Origin of the sequence: Paenibacillus sp. FSL L8-0638 (genome assembly GCF_038593075.1) — a bacterium.
GTDB lineage: Bacteria > Bacillota > Bacilli > Paenibacillales > Paenibacillaceae > Paenibacillus > Paenibacillus polymyxa_D.
In genome coordinates this window covers 4584763-4600868 of sequence record NZ_CP151960.1, presented here as the reverse complement: position 1 = coordinate 4600868, position 16106 = coordinate 4584763, and the positions used below count along the sequence as shown (strand labels likewise).

Below are 16106 nucleotides of genomic sequence, written 5' to 3'. Positions count from 1 at the left end.
ACGTAGGAGGAAAAAGCATGAGTAGATCTAACGGACGAAACGGTGATGAGCTGCGCCCGATGAAATTGACAGCAGGAGTAAATAAATACGCGGAGGGTTCTGTTTTTATAGAGGTTGGCGAGACGAAAGTCATTTGCACGGCTACTGTAGAAGAACGCGTCCCCCCCTTTATGAAGGGACAAGGAAAAGGCTGGGTAACCGCAGAGTATTCCATGCTTCCGCGTGCGACTCATAGCCGTAATCAGCGTGAAGCTGCGCGTGGCAAGCTGACAGGCCGTACCATGGAAATTCAGCGTCTGATTGGAAGAGCGTTGCGTTCGGTGGTCAATTTGCAGGCGCTTGGTGAACGGACGATTACGTTGGATTGTGACGTCATTCAGGCGGACGGCGGAACACGCACAACCTCAATTACCGGTTCTTTCGTAGCGTTGGCGATTGCGGTCAATAAAATTGCTACCCAGCACAAGCTGCCTGTTTTTCCAATTACCGATTTTCTGGCTTCCGTCAGCGTAGGGGTTGTTGGTGAAAAAGCGTTGCTGGATCTGAATTATGAAGAGGATTCTAAGGCCAAAGTGGACATGAATCTTGTCATGACTGGCAGTGGAAAATATGTCGAGCTGCAAGGTACAGGTGAAGAAAGCCCATTTGACCGTAACGAATTGGATCAACTGCTTAGCTTGGGCGAACAAGGGATTCTGCAAATGATTGAGCGCCAAAAAGAAGTACTTGGACCGATTGCTGATAAGATCGGTGCTGGACGTACAGGAGCTGGCGCCTAATGCAGCTGGATGGCCCGGTCATCATTGTCGCTACGAAAAATAAAGGAAAAGTGCGGGAATTTGCGCATGCTTTTGCGCCGTTTGGCAAGGAAGTCAGAAGCATGTACGATTACCCCGACATTCCTGATGTCGTTGAAGATGGCAAAACCTTTGCCGAAAATGCACTGAAAAAAGCTAAAGCGGTTGGAGATGTGCTCGGATTGCCCGTGCTGGCCGATGATTCCGGCCTCTGCGTGGACTTGCTGGACGGTGCACCGGGGGTATACTCTGCCCGTTATGCTGGAGAAGGTGCCAGCGATCACGAAAACAATATCAAGCTGCTCGACGTTCTGGAATCGAAGCAGCTGGGTGATGATACGGGACAGCCTTTGCTAAGCCCGGCTCAATTCGTCTGTACCTTGATTCTGTATAATCCGCAGACTGGCGAGACGCTGGAATCGACAGGTTCCGTGGAAGGCTGGATTACTACTGAAACCGCCGGCAGCGGTGGGTTCGGGTATGATCCGCTGTTTTATTTGCCAGAGTATGAGAAGACAATGGCCGAGCTGACGTTGGAACAAAAGCAGGCTATCAGTCACCGAGGGATAGCTCTGCGTAATTTGGCAACAAAGCTGGGTAATCCACAGGCATAGCTTGGTAGCAGGGGCGAAATCATCCCCCATTCACATAACGAAAAAAGGCTATCCGTCAGTCATGAGCTGCGGATAGCCTTTTTGGTATTTTTAGCTTATCGAATCGCAACCTTGTAAGTGCGCAACCAGTTATCCACTTGGGCCAAATAGGCAAACAACTGGGGACCCGACATCAGCTGACCAAACCAAGGCAGATTGGTGGATGCCTCCGGTGAGGCGGCAATATCGCGTACCTTTTGCGCATCAATCAGCTTGAGCAGTGGGGAAGAGGAGTCATCCAGCAGCTGCAGCGCCTGCTTTTTCACAGCCTCAAGGTAGGAAGGGTTATGCGTTTTTGGATATGGACTTTTTTTGCGATACAGCACATCATCCGGCAGTACACCCTCAAGCGCCTTGCGCAAAATACCTTTTTCACGTCCGCCTGTCATCTTGATGCTCCACGGAATGTTCCATACATATTGCACCAATCGATGATCGCAATACGGTACCCGCACTTCGAGTCCGGCTCCCATACTCATCCGATCCTTGCGGTCCAGTAGAGTAGGCATAAAGCGGGTGATGTTCAAATAGGACATAACGCGCATTTGCGCAGCTTTTCCTGTTTCCCCCGGTAGCTTCGGCACTTCTCCGACCGCTTCGGAGTAGCGGTCGTTCAAATACTCCAGCGGCTTGATCCAGTCCCGCACTTCGGGAGACAACAGACTGGCTCTCATGTCGGGTGCAACTGCCCACGGGAATGTACCCGAATTCAGCATATCCTCCCGGTGGAACCATGGATATCCGCCAAAAACTTCATCCGCAGCCTCGCCGGAAATAGCGACCGTAGCCCCTTTTTTAATCTCCCGGCAAAAGAGATACAGCGACGAATCCACGTCCGCCATTCCAGGTAAATCCCGCGTTAGCGTGGAGTTGTTCAGAGCTGCTACGACTTCTGGCGTATCGAATTCAATCCAGTGATGATTTGTCCCTAATTCATCCACCATCCGCTGAATCCAGGGGGCATCGGCTCCGGGTTGAAACGCATGGGCTTTAAAATGCTTGTCGTTATCCACATAATCGACCGAATACGTATGAACTTGTCCCTGCCCGGTACGTTTGTAATAATCGACAGCTAATGCAGATAGAGCACTTGAATCCAGCCCGCCAGACAATAAGGTGCACACCGGAACATCCGAAATGAGCTGCCGCTCCACCGTATCCAGCAACAGTTCTCGTACCTTAAGCGCCGTTTCTTCGGTGTTATCCTCATGCGCAATGCTTTCCAGTGTCCAGTAGGCTTGAATGCGCACGCCGTCGCGGCTGTAAGTTAGCGTATGCCCGGGGCGTAGCTCCTTCATAGACGAATAGACGCCGTGTCCGGGGGTACGTGCAGGCCCGATGATAAAGATTTCGGCCAATCCCTCGGCGTCCACTGCTGCTTCTACCGCTGGATGCTGAAGCAGTGCTTTGGGTTCTGAGCCAAATACGAATACTTCTTCGGTCTGGCTATAAAATAACGGCTTTACTCCCAGCCGATCCCGTGCCAGAAACACCTGCTCCCGCTCACTATCCCAGACCGCAAACGCAAAAATGCCGTTTAACCGATCCACACATTCGGGGCCCCATTCGATATAGGATTCGAGCAGCACCTCCGTGTCGCATTGTGAACGGAAAAAATGCCCGCGCTGTTGCAGCTCTTTTTTCAGCTCAGGCGCGTTATATATTTCCCCGTTATATACAATCGTATAAGTGATATCCTCCAGCTGCCGGATCATGGGTTGAGCGCCATTTTCCGGGTCCATAACGCTCAGTCTTCGGTGTCCGAAGGCACACGGATTGGATATCCAGGTACCCGCAGCATCTGGTCCGCGATCGGAGAGCGTTTGTGTCATATTCAGCAGCAGCTCAGATTGATGCATTAAGTCTCCGTTCCACTGTATGAAACCTGTAATTCCGCACATGTCTGTTCATCCTCTCTTTGTCGTGTTCATCCAGTGTTGGAATGAATCAAAAACTAAATCCCCAGTTCAACAGTATATATGCCGAAAAGAAGCATAAAATGTCTGTCCGTTCCGAAAACTACTGATGGGGCAACCCGTCTACTCGCAAGGAAGGAGGAAGACCATGTACTACATCAAGGATGCCAAAATCCGCCGCTTTACTGAACTTGACGGAGTGCGCTGCGCTGAGGTAGAAGTGCGGCCCGGTGCCGCGGATGACCCGGAACTGCTGGTCTATATTACGGCCAAGGATCAGACGGATGGTCAGCATGACTACGACATGGTACGGATCATCCGCAATGACGCCGATCTGGAGCTGGATTGGTACGACAATAACCTGCATTCGGCATTTGAGGAAGTGACAGACAAGGCTTTTACCGATTCTACACACATTACTGCTGGTGAGGAGCGAGAGAAGTTCAAAAAAGAATTGCTCTCCTATGGGCAACTCAGTACAGAGTTCGCCAAGGAGTTCGGGGCATGAGGATATGGTGTGCTATGCCTCGGCTTCTGTTGATTTGGGCTCCGGCGCCATCGCCGGATCAGCGTGAAAGGAGGGGGAAATCATAGACGGCAAAGCGAATTATAAGAAAAATAAAGGCAGCAGTTATATTCATAACAATGAGTTTGCAGAAGAAGTACTGGAGAAAAACGTAAGACATGAGGTACGTAGAAGCCCTAAACGCTTTGGGAATAAATAAGCAGCCATAGCCATCGAACTAAATAGCAACAGCAACTCATCAAAAATAACCCTAAAGAAGCCTCTGTATCCCGCCAAATTTGCGGAATATAGGAGGCTTCTTTTGAACTAAGCCGCTTCACGCAGCGTCATAATCCCTTTGTAGATGTTATACACAAAAACCCCGAGATAGACCACTACGAATAGCAGTACAAACCCGATCACTGAACCTGCATGATTCGCCGTTATAATAAAATACACTAGCGGAATCGCCGCAATAATGGGGAAAATATGCGATAAAATAGCTTTTTTTGCATGACCCTGAACATATTCGTCCCGTACTGCAATCCACACAATGACAGGCACTAGAAAAGGTGCGAAGAAAATGCTGAAATAACAAAGTGACGACAAAAGACCTCTCACAGATTAACCCCTCCTTTATGCATGGTTCTTTGTACATAATACCCCGTTAGCGTCCAAATGATTCCTTTTGCAGCCCACTTCCCTACATCATGAAAAAATGCTTTTGACAGTTGCCCGAAATGTGATATAATAATCAATGCGCTGAATACATAAGGTTTTATTGATCACCATCTTGTCCCAGTAGCTCAGCTGGATAGAGCAACGGCCTTCTAAGCCGTCGGTCGGGGGTTCGAATCCCTCCTGGGACGTCTAGCAAAAAGAGCTTCCTACATGTAGGAAGCCTTTTTGTGTTCCAGCAGGATGATAGCGACCTACCTTTTTATACCGTCACCTTCTCCTTATGAGCAAAGAACTGCGGCAGATGCTCTTTGTGTGCTTCCAGTAATTCATCCAGCACGGTTTGAGCAATGTCCCCGCTTGGTACGAGCGGATTCAGGGTGAAGGCCTGCAGTGCTGTTGCATAGTCACCGGTGACTGCCGCTTCAATCGTCAGCTCTTCCATTGCCTTCATCACTTGTAGCAAGCCCCGCTGTGCAGGTGGAAATTTGCCAAAGTTGACAGGTTCGGCACCATGAGCGCGAATGACACTGGTTACTTCGATGGCGCTATCATAAGGAACATCATCAATCGCACCATTGTTACGTATACTAACCACCATCAATGTGCCTTTGTTGTTATAAATGGAATTAATGATCTCACAGGCTGCATCACTGTAATGCGCTCCGCCACGTTTGGATAGCTCCTCCGGTTTATAATCCAGATTTGGATCTTTATACAGTTCGAACAGGCTTTCTTCCAAACGTTTGACGACTTGTCCCCGAGTTCCTTCGTTTTTGGCTTCCTCTAATTCTTCCTTCAGCATGTTATCCGTCATGTAATAATACCGATGGTATGGACAAGGCAGCATTTTCAATTGACGAACTTGATCATACAGGAAGCGCATATTCTTAATATTTTCAACAACCTTCTCCGGTTTTGCGCCAGGAGCGTACAGTCCTTCAATGACTTGCTCTGTTAATTCAGCTCCGGTTTTGTCATAAACTTTGTGCCAATGAAGGTGGTTAATCCCTGCAAATTTAAAGAATAGCTCTTCTTCCGGTTTGTCCAGCACAGCCGATGCACTCTTGACCGCGCCGATTGGAACATTACATAATCCAATGACTTTATCCCACTGACCATAACGAAGCACGGCTTCGGTGACCATACCCGCAGGATTGGTAAAATTAATTAACCATGCATTCGGACACAGTTCTTTCATATCTTCGACGATACTGAGGATAACAGGGATGGTACGAAAAGCTTTGAACATCCCACCGGCCCCATTAGTTTCCTGACCGATCATGCCGTGCTTTAACGGAATACTTTCATCCTTAATCCGCGCTTCCAGCAAGCCTACCCGAAATTGGGTCGTTACAAAATCAGCGTCCTTCAACGCTTCCCGGCGATCCAGGGTCAAATGTACCTCACAATCAATGCCTGCGGCTTTTACCATCCGTTTGGCCATGGCGCCTACGATATCCAGTTTTTCACGACCTGCCTCAATATCTACCAGCCACAATTCCCGAATGGGAAGCTCTGCATAACGTTTGATGAAGCCTTCTACTAGTTCTGGTGTATAGCTGGAGCCTCCGCCAATGGTTGCAATCTTTATGCCTTTTTTCATAGTTAGTGCCTCCTAAGTATGTTTTGTAAACCGCTTTCTTAAGCACAAATTCACTGTAATCCCTGTAATGCATTACAGGTCAAGCGCTTTTAAAAAACTTATTTTGGGAAGGTGACAATTATAGGGCGGACACTACGAACATGCTAAACACGAACATGCTAAAATAGAAAGAACGAGGTGAGAAAATGGCGAATATTCATGAAATTGCAAAGCTGGCGGGGGTATCCTCGGCTACGGTGTCCCGTGTCATTAACAACCATCCGTACGTAAGTGAACCGACAAGACAGCGTGTGCAGGAGGTCATAGATCGACTGGATTATGTTCCTAACCTCAATGCGGTATCTTTAAAAAAAGGGATGACCAAGCTCATAGGGATTATTTCACTTTCTTTTAATGATTCATTGGGTTTATTTGTGCGCGGATTTACAATGTATGCCCAGGAGCATGGCTTTAATATAGCGCTGTTTATTACCAATGGGGAGAAGGAACAGGAGCTTGAAGCGCTGGAAATGTTGCGGAGAAAGCAACTGGACGCCTTGGTCTGTATGATTCGCGTTAATGAGTGGAGTGTGATTGAGCATTATACAAAATATGGTCCGATTGTGACCTGGCAGCGTGTAAACATTGAGGCAATCCCGTCTGTATTTATGGATCAGTATCAGGGTTATACGCTGGCATTGGAACATTTGTACGCCCGAGGATATCGGAAAATTGTGAATGTGTACGGCAGCATGCGGGGGTTGAATACAAAAGAACGCATTCGAGCTTATCATGACTTTTGCGAAAAATATGATTTGGACGCTGAGGCCTTCCCGCATTTTTATGATTTAAATTCAATAGAAGCTGGTGAACAAATAGCTCATTGGTGGGCAGAACGAGCACCAACAGACAGGCCGGACGCCTTCGCCTGTTCTACCGATTATTTGGCAGCAGGTCTTTTGACTGAAGCGCGTAGGCTAGGTGTTTCTGTACCGAGTGATTTTGCAGTAGTAGGCTTTGATAACACCGAAATCTCGCATTTGCTTGATTTAACTACGATTCATTACCCGATAGACAAGCAAGCTGAGAATGCGTTCATTATGATTCGAAATGCCCTCGAAGGGCTGGAAGAAACGATACATCATCTGGAATTCAAATTAGTAGAGCGAGCGACCACCTGAATTCTGAAAGGGATTTCATGTCAGTGGTTATTAATTACCATATTCAAGTTTATATAGTAGGAATAATGGAAGAAAAATGTTGACATATGTTAATGCTTGGTGAATAATTTGAGGTGAAAGTATAAAATTTGGATTTTTTGTATGAAGGGTGGTTATGACTTGGGACATACACCTACGATTTTGGCGAAGTTAGAGGATTATTTAGGGGAAAATGATTTGACGCTGGCACAATTTGCCGAACGATCAGGTGTCCATCAAAGAACACTTAATAATTGGATTGCCAAGCATCGTCCTGTTGCTATACATCAGCTAGATCGAATTACTTGGGCTATGGGGCTACCAGAAGGTTTTTTTTACGAACTATACATAGATAACTACATCATTGAGCGTTCCCCGGATTGGAGGCGAATTGAGCCGTTGTTGTTTCGCTGTGCGGAACTGGACAAGTTGGATGCTATCCAGCTTGTAGTAGGACATATTATGAATAACCTTCTATATTCTCCAAAGTTATTTGATGCAGCAGAAAAACTATTCGCACAAGGTCAGCACAATGCTGCATTGTTGCTCTACGAAGGGATTGCGGAAGGAGAGAAGTATCAGCACTCTGAACGCTTGGCTATCTGTCAGTATCGTCTGTTTACCATTCAGGTGGGGAACAATCAGATCCGAAATCTCAAGGCGGCTACACGATTTGAACCCTTTGTCGAACGTCTGAATGAAATAGATCAACTCGATGCGTTAAAAGACTTGGCGAATGTGTATCGTTCTCTGCGTGAATGGGACAAGCTCGATGCAACTGCTCGAAAAATGAGAGCCAAAGCGGAGATCCAATATTCTTTGAAACATCAACAGAAAAAGCGAGAGTGGGAGGAGGCTGAAGAGAGGCTGAGTCGCCCGATGTTTGTGTACATTACCTATGCTGATTTATTGTGTGCGAGTGTCTGTGAGGCCCAAGGCGATTATCAGCAAGCATTACAATTTACAAATGCCTACGCAGATTTAGGTTGGGTGATCGAGTCAGACCAGGAAACCCAACACTGGGTCAACTTGTTCAAGCATTGGGCAGAAGGTAATATTTTTGTAAATAGACTCCTATCTGGAGATAGGAAAGTGCTTCCTCATTATGTTGAATATATTGCATCCACATCAATCACTACCGAGAATGAAAAGTTATCCAAGTTGCTGAACGTTATGATAGCTGCTAACCGATATGCAATAGATATCAATGATGTCCTTTCACGTTTTGAAGTGGAGATTAATTCTTTTGCTCTGCTATCACAATCTACTGATATGTACACCCAACAAGTGATGCCGGATTATTTTGCATGGTTTGGTTACGAACTAGCTTATTACTATTTGAAGCGGGGAATGTACAACGATGGCTTTAAACACTTAATATATGCATTGGTAAAAGCCCATATATTAAATAATGAGACTTATTTTATAAACTGTACGGGACTTTTTGCACATTTTCAAGCACATGCGCTTCCCGAAACAAGGGAAGAGTATTTCAAACTATTAGAAAAGGTGTGGTTAGACAATGTTGAAAAAAATGATTCTGCTGGTCATCGCAGCTAGTTTCTTGTTTATTTTCACAATGCCTGTTCAGTCGCATAACCAAAATCAAAGAATAACACCTCAAGTACAAATTGGAGGTGCTTAAACGGCTGCTAGTTATTCTGATTTCTATTGCTGGTGGAGTTCTGTTAATTGGAGTATCGTACAGAGGATATACCTGCTAGGATTACTTATTTCCGAGAAAGAGAACAATGAAATTAAACAAAATAAGGCTAATCTCTAGGTCAGATTGATTGGTATGCCTCAATAAACATTGGATTTCTTTATGAAAAGGACCTCTGTTCCACTTATTAGTGGAACAGAGGTCCTTTTAACGTGGATTTAGGGATATCTTTGTTTATGCAAACTTTTGGGGATGTTCTTTTTTTGTTAGGCGCATTATTTGAAAATCCAAAAAACGTCTTTTTGTTATAAAATATGACATATAGGAGGGATCATGCTGATGAACCAAGGTGTGACTTTACTTTGTGTCGAACGAGCTAGGAAGAAACTGTATCAGGTCCAGAAAAAGTATGGATTTTTAACACATCCCAAAGTAATAGAACAATCTAAAAAGCTGGATGATCTGTTGAATCATTATCAAACATGTAGATCGGATCATTGAGAAATGAGACCATATTTTTTTTGAATTCCTTGACCGTACCTCTAACCTGCTTTGTCTGTGTCACGGCTGAAATCACCGCTACACCATCTGCACCTGCACGTGCGACTTCCTCAACACGGTCGACTGTAATACCTCCGATCCCAACAATTGGCACATCAATTCCCGCTTTACGCATCTCATATAAAATTGCTGGCCCATGTACAGCATGGGCATCATCCTTCGAGAGGGTGGGATAGATTGGCCCGACGCCGAGATAATCAGCACCTTGCAGAATGGCTCGACGTGCTTCCTTAATGGTATGGGCGGAGACGCCTAGAATTCGATTTCCGATTCGCTCGCGGACGGTTTCGGCAGATTCATCGTCCTGACCGATGTGAACACCGTCAGCGTCGATTTCAAGAGCCAGCTCCACATCGTCATTGATGATGAAGGGGACACCAGCGTGGCGGCACAGTTCCTGTAGCTGGCGCGCAAGTTCGAACATAGGGATACCCGTTAATGCGCCATGGCCTTTTTCCCGGAATTGGACCATGGTTGCCCCGCCAGCCAGAGCCTCCTGCACGACCCAGCCTGGTTCCGCTAGGCAATTCACGCTTCCAAGCACCAGGTACATCTGTAGCTGGCGGCGCACCACCTCTGACAACATTCTGCCGCTCATAGAAGCATCTCCTGACGACGACGGAAGGCCCAATGATTGGTGGGCCCATGTCCCTGTCCAAGCTGCAAAGATTCCTCAATCGCCGCCTGGATGAAGGCTTTGCCATTCGAGATAGCCTCCGGTACAGACATCCCTTTCCCTAATTCTGCGGTAATTGCTGCCGAGAAGGTGCACCCAGTTCCGTGTGTATGGACAGTCCGTACTCGCTTGCCGCTCAGCTCTGTAAAGGCGGTTCCGTCAAAGAGCAGGTCAACAATCTGTTCGCTGCTCTCGCTCTCGTCAGCGTGGCCACCCTTGATCACAACGAATTCTGATCCCATACTGCTAATATGTCTTGCAGCCTCGCGGCGATCCTCCATCGTACGGATGCTGATCCCTGTCAGGGCTTCCGCCTCCGGAATATTTGGTGTAACGACCAGGGCCAAGGGGAGCAAGTCGTCCTTCAAAGCCTGCACCGCTTCCAGTTGCAGCAGCTCAGCGCCTCCCTTGGCAATCATCACGGGATCGACGACGACCTTTTTCCAGCCGAACTTTCGGATCTGCTCGCTCACAAGACGGATGATACCTGCATTAAACAGCATGCCAGTCTTCAGGGCATCCACTCCAAGGTCTAATCCTACAGCTTCGATCTGTTCCGCTGTTGCTTCCTGTGGCAGCGGATATACGCCGTGGACCCCTAAAGTATTCTGTACGGTAACGGCCGTAATAGCCGACATGCCGTATACGCCAAGCTCTTGAAAGGTTTTGAGATCGGCCTGAATCCCGGCCCCGCCGCCACTGTCCGAACCGGCAATCGTCAGTGCTCTGGGTACACGAGTGTCTGTCATCGCGCACCACCTGCTGTGGTTGTTCCGGCTTCACGGACAGTGACATGCCCCTCCAGCGAACCTGTATGTAGTTTGGCGAGCTCGTCGAGAAAGGCAATCTGGAAGCTTCCGGGCCCCAGTTCTGCGGTACGTGCTGCGGCTCGGGAAGCTGCTGCACCGTAAAATGCCAAGCCTGCCGTACCTGCGAGCAGCAAGTTGGGTTCAACAGCTGCAAAGGCACCTAACACAGAGGTCAGCAGGCAGCCTGCTCCGGTTACCTTCGTGAGCAGTGCGTCTCCGCCGCTAATCATTCGTGCTTCGGCCCCATCGGTGATGACGTCCTCTTTTCCAGTAATGACAACCATAGTATTGAGCGTTCGAGCAGCCCGAATTGCCAGATCGACATTGCCGCTGTCAGCACTGTCACCAGCATCTACGCCTTTAATCTCACGGGCTTCTCCAACAAGATGCGCGACTTCGGCTGCATTGCCCCGCACCAATGAGATTTTGACTTCTCTCAGGATTCGCAGTGCCGACTCAGTTCTAAAGCTCGTTGCTCCCGCACCGACCGGATCTAGCAGGACCGGGACACCGTGTGCATTTGCTGATTGTCCAGCAATGATCATGGCATCCACCAGTTCGCGGTTCAGCGTACCGATGTTTAATACGACGGCTCCCGCTATTTTTGCCATGTCTGCTACTTCCTCGGGTGCATAGGCCATCACCGGGGAGGCGCCCAATGCATACAGGCCGTTGGCCGTAAAGTTGGTGACTACCACATTGGTGATATTGTGAACGAGGGGTTTGCTATTTTGTACCTTCGTTAGGAGATCCGAATAACTTTTTTCCCATGTACTCATCATGATTATCCTCTCTATAGTTGGTGGTTCAACAGGACATTAACCGTACTTCACGCATCGAATTGACAGGCTGACTATTCCAAGACCGTTGCCTGCATCTGGACCGGCCATTCTTCCTGCTTATAAGCCATGTCCCAGAACTTATATTCCAACTGGCAGCTCAGTATAAAATGCTCAATCATCCGCTCCCGCTCAGCAGCCGTTGCGCCTTCCGCCCAAGCATCTACACGTTCTCGGAACTTGAGTGTTGTATCATTAAGCTGGTCTCCATAGAAGCCCATCCATTCATAGAACGGATGGGACTCATCCGGCTTTACTTCATCCAGTAGCCTGCGGCCAATCTGGGCATACGTCCACATACATGGCAGCAGCACAGCCAAGATCTCACCCAGGCTGCCCTCATGCGCAACCGTCAGCATGTGACGGATATAGTGATGGGCCGACGGAGCGAGTGGATATCCCTGCAACTCTTCATAGGTCACCCCTGCGACAGCACAGAAATTTTGATGCGGATGAACCTCGCTGTGGAGAATAAAAGAGATTTGTTCATTAAATACAGCCATGTCCTCCCGATTCGTGCATTTGGAGATTGCGATACCATATATCCGCATGTAGGCGTTCAAATATTCAAAGTCCTGTTTTACATAGTGAATCAGCTGTCCCCTTGTCAAACTTCCTTCAGCAATACCTCTCACAAAGGGATGCTCAAAAATCGCTTGAAAAATGCCGTCCGCCTGCCGACGGAGTTCTTGTGTAAAACTCAATTTCCCCACCTCCATTAAATTGAAGAGCAAGAAGTCCTGTAAGGATACAATTCTGGAACAACGCTAAAAAGCCGCCCCGGAAAACTGGAGCGGCTTCAACAATAGGCCCAATGCGCAAAAAAAACGCTTGAAACCTTATATATAAAGGCTCCACTTTCCTACGCTAGTGCGAACTAGATCAGGTTCAAAGGGTCCAAGATACGTTCTTGTCTCAGCCATAGTGGCTCCCCTAGTGGACTTCTATTCTTTTGACTATTACTGTACATTCGTTCATACGCTATGTCAAACATACGTCTCTCTGGTCAAAGATCAAGTGATAGAGCTGAAGTTCGCTTTCGAGGGGAAAAAAGTGCTGGAGAAGGTCAGTTCCGTCTACACGAAGGAGTTTGCGGCAGGCTTCACTGTCTAATTAATCAGCATTTATACCAAAAGAGAAATCAGAACTGGGAGTGTAACGAGCGATATGACAGCACTGATGACAAAGGAGGAGGCTGTTTCTGATTCCAGGCTTTCGAAACGGGTGGCGATCATAGCAGCGACTGCTGAACCCGGGAAGGAAACGAGCAGAACTGCCTTCACAGTATCTGCAGACGACAGACCGCACAGGTAGGCGATCAGCAGCATTAATAAAGGCTGCACAATTGTTTTTAACAATGCGATGGCAAAGGCACTTACACTAAAACTAATGTTGCGTACGCCAATGGTCACTCCGACAGCGAATAAAGCGGCCCCGGACGTAATGTCTCCGATTTGATTCAACGATTTGTTCAACAAATCCGGTGAATGGAAGCCGAACAAGGTCAAAATTACACCAATCAGTGGAACCAGCGCCAGCGGTTCTTTTAATCCATGAAGAATGGAGTCCCAGATTAACCTTCCGAGGTGACCGTTCCGTTCTTTGCCTGAATTCCGGCTGGCTACGGTAGCTATAATAGTAGCCGCCGGGTCAAGGACGGCATTGACTACAATTCCCGTGAGCGCAATCGGAATGGCGACAGCAGAGGAACCGTAGATGGCTCCAAGCACCGGAATACCCATAAAAGCAAAGGTAGGCTGTGCTGAGTTCAAAGCAAACATAGCGGCATCCTTCACTGACTGCTTCCCCGCAAAGCGGGACAGTAGAAGGAGAACGGCAAAAAAGCCGACAATGCCAATGAACAGTGCCAGCAGGAATGGCCATTGCTCGATGAGTGCTTTCCTGTCCGTTGTCGTGATACCGATGAATAGATGCGCAGGCAGTGCAAATTTGGTAACGAGCGCATTTAAGGCCTTGGAGGAAGAGGCATCAAAGCTTTTGTAATGCCCCGCTAACCACCCTAAAATAATTACGAAAAAAATCGGCACCAAAATATACAAGATATGTCCGACACTCATAGATCGATTCTCCTTGCTTAAACTGACGTATTCTGCCTGTCTGAACAAGGCAATATTCTTCCCTAAACGGTGCATTAGTGAGGATGATGAATTACACTTTCTACTGCTTTGACCTTCGTATATTCCGGTTTCCACATTGCATCTCGTATAGCTTGTTCCACATTTGAAATGTGTGCTTGGGCTACCTGATCCTGAATCGCAGCTTTCGCAACCGCAACAGCAACAGCGTACGAAACATCACGTAATTTTCGGATATGAGGGAGCAGCGCACCGCCAGGCTTATTCGAATCCACGCCATTGGCAACGGCATCTGCTGCGGCTGAAAACATCGCAGGGGTAATCCTTTTGGCTTTAACTACGATCGCACCCAGACCTAGTCCCGGGAAAACAAAGGCATTGTTCGCCTGTCCAATTTCAAATTCAGTACCGTTATAGGTGACGGGCTCAAAAGGACTTCCGGTAGCGATCAATGCTTTGCCATCGGTCCACCGGATTAAATCCTCGGGTACCGCTTCGGCAAGGTTTGTAGGATTGGACATGGGCATGATGATCGGGCGTTCTACATGCTTGGCCATTTCCTTGATAATCTCTTCTGAAAAGGCACCGGCTACACCGGAAGTTCCGATCAATAGAGTAGGCTTCACCTGACGGATGACCTCCAGCAGTGGTATTTTTCCGTCATCCGACCGCGTCCATGAGCTGACCTCTTCTTTTTTACGTACATACGGTTTCTGATAATCCAGGACATCTTCCATATCGTCCGTTAACAGCCCGCGGTAATCAAAAGCCCAAAATGGCTTGAATGAATCCTCCTCCAAAAGACCATCCGCGATCATGGCTCCCCGAATTTGGTCAGCGTTGCCGATTCCTGCTGCCCCCGGGCCAAAGACAACTACTTTTTGCTCACGCAGCGGAATCTTGGTGACACCTACCGCCGAAAGAATCGCAGCCAAGGTTACCGCTCCTGTGCCTTGTATATCATCGTTGAAGGTGAGAATGCTTTGCCCATATTTTCTTATAATATGGCGGGCATTTACGCTACCCACATCTTCCCAATGTAAAAGCGCCTTCGGGAATTGAGCTGACGTTTTGCTGATAAAAGTATCAATAAACTGGTTATAGGCTTCTCCGCGAACCCGTTTGTGGCGGTTTCCGATGTACAGCGGATCATTCAGCAGCTTTTCATTATTCGTGCCCACATCCAGTACAATGGGCAGCACTCGCCCGGGATGAATGCCAGCCGCAGCTGTATACACAGCAAGCTTACCGATAGCAATGTTAATCCCCCCGACACCCCAGTCTCCGATGCCCAAAATACTTTCGGAATCCGTTACGACGATCAGATCCACATCTTCACCACTCAAACCGGAATTATAAAACGCTTGTCCAATACCGTTCGGGTTATCTATCGACAAATATACGCCCCCAGGGCGGTTGTACTCGTGACTATATTCTTGAATCGCGGTTCCGACGGTCGGTGTATAGACTACGGGTAGCATTTCACTTAAATGATCGGTTAGTAGCCGATAGTAGAGGACGACATTTCGGTTGTGGAGGTCGTTGAGAGAAGCATTTTTACGTAGCATGGTAGGTTGTGCGAGAAATTGCTGATATGCTCGTACGCTCTGTTTCTCCAATGAAAGGACGGTTGGAGGAAGGATTCCATCCAAACCCAGTTCTTTGCGTTCTTCTTCTGTAAAAGCAACGCCTTTGTTCAAAAGGGGATTTGCCAACACATCCTTCCCCCGTAAAGGAGTAGATAATGACCCATCGCGATTGACATAAAATGCTTCCATAGAAAGACCTTCCTTCTGTTCATTTACATAACTATTCATAACGAAAGATGACATGTTATCCATAGTATGGACGTGCCAATTTGTTTTATTCGTTTATTTCTATATGACAAAATAACCATATTCATTTCTTTCTATTGATCTAAAAGAACTAATTTTCGATATGGATTCGCTAACTAATGCTGAGAATTTTGGTTCTAATGAATCAGGTCTAAATACTCTGTTTTTATCAAATATGAAAATCAGTTTTTCTTCTCTTATTCCCTTATATATCATGGAGTGTCAGCTATTTTGTTAAGAAAATATGAAGTATTTGGACATTAATTTAACCCCTATAAACAAACATTTTTAATT

Annotated in this window: 15 protein-coding genes, 1 tRNA gene and 1 riboswitch; of the genes, 7 read left to right on the top strand and 9 right to left on the bottom strand. The window is 47.3% G+C overall.

Going from position 1 to position 16106, the window contains the following annotated elements; translation table 11 throughout:
- The first annotated feature begins 17 nt into the window (after positions 1–17).
- Positions 18–779: a ribonuclease PH gene (rph, locus tag MKY35_RS20345; protein ID WP_013311675.1), complete on the top strand. Its 762-nt coding sequence runs from the start codon at positions 18–20 to the stop codon at positions 777–779.
- Positions 779–1411, top strand: a complete 633-nt coding sequence (locus MKY35_RS20340) for an XTP/dITP diphosphatase (protein WP_342444677.1) — start codon at positions 779–781, stop codon at positions 1409–1411. Before rph ends, MKY35_RS20340 begins: the two co-directional genes overlap by 1 nt.
- Positions 1412–1506: 95 nt before the next feature.
- Here MKY35_RS20340 and asnB read toward each other — a convergent pair whose 3' ends face one another.
- Positions 1507–3351 carry an asparagine synthase (glutamine-hydrolyzing) gene (gene asnB / locus MKY35_RS20335; RefSeq protein WP_342444676.1) on the bottom strand — a complete coding sequence of 615 codons (1845 nt, stop codon included), beginning with the start codon at positions 3349–3351 and terminating at the stop codon, positions 1507–1509.
- Positions 3352–3514: 163 nt separating this feature from the next.
- Here asnB and MKY35_RS20330 point away from each other — a divergent pair, with 163 nt between their 5' ends.
- Complete coding sequence (locus MKY35_RS20330) at positions 3515–3874, top strand: hypothetical protein (protein WP_013311672.1); 360 nt, start codon at positions 3515–3517, stop codon at positions 3872–3874.
- A 324-nt stretch (positions 3875–4198) separates the two neighbouring features.
- On the opposite strand, the gene MKY35_RS20325 is transcribed toward MKY35_RS20330, so the two are convergent.
- Positions 4199–4492 carry a DUF4870 domain-containing protein gene (locus MKY35_RS20325; protein WP_016324668.1) on the bottom strand — a complete coding sequence of 98 codons (294 nt, stop codon included), beginning with the start codon at positions 4490–4492 and terminating at the stop codon, positions 4199–4201.
- 174 nt (positions 4493–4666) lie between these two features.
- On the opposite strand from MKY35_RS20325, the gene MKY35_RS20320 reads away from it, so the two are divergent.
- A tRNA-Arg gene (locus MKY35_RS20320) sits at positions 4667–4740 on the top strand.
- 71 nt (positions 4741–4811) lie between these two features.
- On the opposite strand, the gene MKY35_RS20315 is transcribed toward MKY35_RS20320, so the two are convergent.
- Positions 4812–6155 (bottom strand): 6-phospho-beta-glucosidase, encoded by a 1344-nt coding sequence (locus MKY35_RS20315; protein WP_342444675.1) that lies wholly within the window; start codon positions 6153–6155, stop codon positions 4812–4814.
- A 185-nt stretch (positions 6156–6340) separates the two neighbouring features.
- Here MKY35_RS20315 and MKY35_RS20310 point away from each other — a divergent pair, with 185 nt between their 5' ends.
- From MKY35_RS20310 to MKY35_RS20300, 3 genes are all read left to right on the top strand, one after another.
- Entirely contained in the window at positions 6341–7315 is a 975-nt protein-coding gene (locus MKY35_RS20310) for a LacI family DNA-binding transcriptional regulator (protein ID WP_342444674.1), read from the top strand.
- 159 nt (positions 7316–7474) lie between these two features.
- Positions 7475–8893: a helix-turn-helix transcriptional regulator gene (locus MKY35_RS20305; protein WP_342444673.1), complete on the top strand. Its 1419-nt coding sequence runs from the start codon at positions 7475–7477 to the stop codon at positions 8891–8893.
- 436 nt (positions 8894–9329) lie between these two features.
- Positions 9330–9497 (top strand): aspartyl-phosphate phosphatase Spo0E family protein, encoded by a 168-nt coding sequence (locus MKY35_RS20300; protein WP_071558335.1) that lies wholly within the window; start codon positions 9330–9332, stop codon positions 9495–9497.
- Here MKY35_RS20300 and thiE read toward each other — a convergent pair.
- The 6 genes from thiE to MKY35_RS20270 form a co-directional block, all read right to left on the bottom strand.
- Positions 9442–10155: a thiamine phosphate synthase gene (thiE, locus tag MKY35_RS20295; RefSeq protein ID WP_342444672.1), complete on the bottom strand. Its 714-nt coding sequence runs from the start codon at positions 10153–10155 to the stop codon at positions 9442–9444. The genes MKY35_RS20300 and thiE overlap by 56 nt on opposite strands.
- Positions 10152–10982, bottom strand: coding sequence for a bifunctional hydroxymethylpyrimidine kinase/phosphomethylpyrimidine kinase (gene thiD / locus MKY35_RS20290; RefSeq protein ID WP_342444671.1), 831 nt, complete (start codon positions 10980–10982; stop codon positions 10152–10154). The genes thiE and thiD overlap by 4 nt, the downstream gene beginning before the upstream one ends.
- The gene (gene thiM / locus MKY35_RS20285) at positions 10979–11821 is read right to left on the bottom strand and encodes a hydroxyethylthiazole kinase (protein ID WP_342446677.1); all 843 of its coding nucleotides are present in this window, start codon (positions 11819–11821) and stop codon (positions 10979–10981) included. Before thiM ends, thiD begins: the two co-directional genes overlap by 4 nt.
- Before the next feature lie 74 nt (positions 11822–11895).
- Positions 11896–12585, bottom strand: a complete 690-nt coding sequence (gene tenA / locus MKY35_RS20280; RefSeq protein ID WP_342444670.1) for a thiaminase II — start codon at positions 12583–12585, stop codon at positions 11896–11898.
- A 138-nt stretch (positions 12586–12723) separates the two neighbouring features.
- Positions 12724–12826: riboswitch (TPP riboswitch) on the bottom strand.
- 179 nt (positions 12827–13005) lie between these two features.
- Positions 13006–13959: an AEC family transporter gene (locus tag MKY35_RS20275; RefSeq protein WP_250240152.1), complete on the bottom strand. Its 954-nt coding sequence runs from the start codon at positions 13957–13959 to the stop codon at positions 13006–13008.
- A gap of 74 nt (positions 13960–14033) precedes the next feature.
- Complete coding sequence (locus MKY35_RS20270; RefSeq protein ID WP_342444669.1) at positions 14034–15755, bottom strand: NAD-dependent malic enzyme; 1722 nt, start codon at positions 15753–15755, stop codon at positions 14034–14036.
- Positions 15756–16106: the final 351 nt, after the last annotated feature.

Coding starts and splice junctions, on each gene's coding strand:
- thiE (WP_342444672.1), bottom strand. CDS start 10,155: ATGAGCGGCAGAATGTTGTCAGAGGTGGTGCGCCGCCAGCTACAGATG.
- thiM (WP_342446677.1), bottom strand. CDS start 11,821: ATGAGTACATGGGAAAAAAGTTATTCGGATCTCCTAACGAAGGTACAA.
- asnB (WP_342444676.1), bottom strand. CDS start 3,351: ATGTGCGGAATTACAGGTTTCATACAGTGGAACGGAGACTTAATGCAT.
- MKY35_RS20270 (WP_342444669.1), bottom strand. CDS start 15,755: ATGGAAGCATTTTATGTCAATCGCGATGGGTCATTATCTACTCCTTTA.
- thiD (WP_342444671.1), bottom strand. CDS start 10,982: ATGACAGACACTCGTGTACCCAGAGCACTGACGATTGCCGGTTCGGAC.
- MKY35_RS20310 (WP_342444674.1), top strand. CDS start 6,341: ATGGCGAATATTCATGAAATTGCAAAGCTGGCGGGGGTATCCTCGGCT.
- MKY35_RS20300 (WP_071558335.1), top strand. CDS start 9,330: ATGCTGATGAACCAAGGTGTGACTTTACTTTGTGTCGAACGAGCTAGG.
- rph (WP_013311675.1), top strand. CDS start 18: ATGAGTAGATCTAACGGACGAAACGGTGATGAGCTGCGCCCGATGAAA.
- MKY35_RS20330 (WP_013311672.1), top strand. CDS start 3,515: ATGTACTACATCAAGGATGCCAAAATCCGCCGCTTTACTGAACTTGAC.
- MKY35_RS20275 (WP_250240152.1), bottom strand. CDS start 13,959: ATGAGTGTCGGACATATCTTGTATATTTTGGTGCCGATTTTTTTCGTA.
- MKY35_RS20315 (WP_342444675.1), bottom strand. CDS start 6,155: ATGAAAAAAGGCATAAAGATTGCAACCATTGGCGGAGGCTCCAGCTAT.
- MKY35_RS20340 (WP_342444677.1), top strand. CDS start 779: ATGCAGCTGGATGGCCCGGTCATCATTGTCGCTACGAAAAATAAAGGA.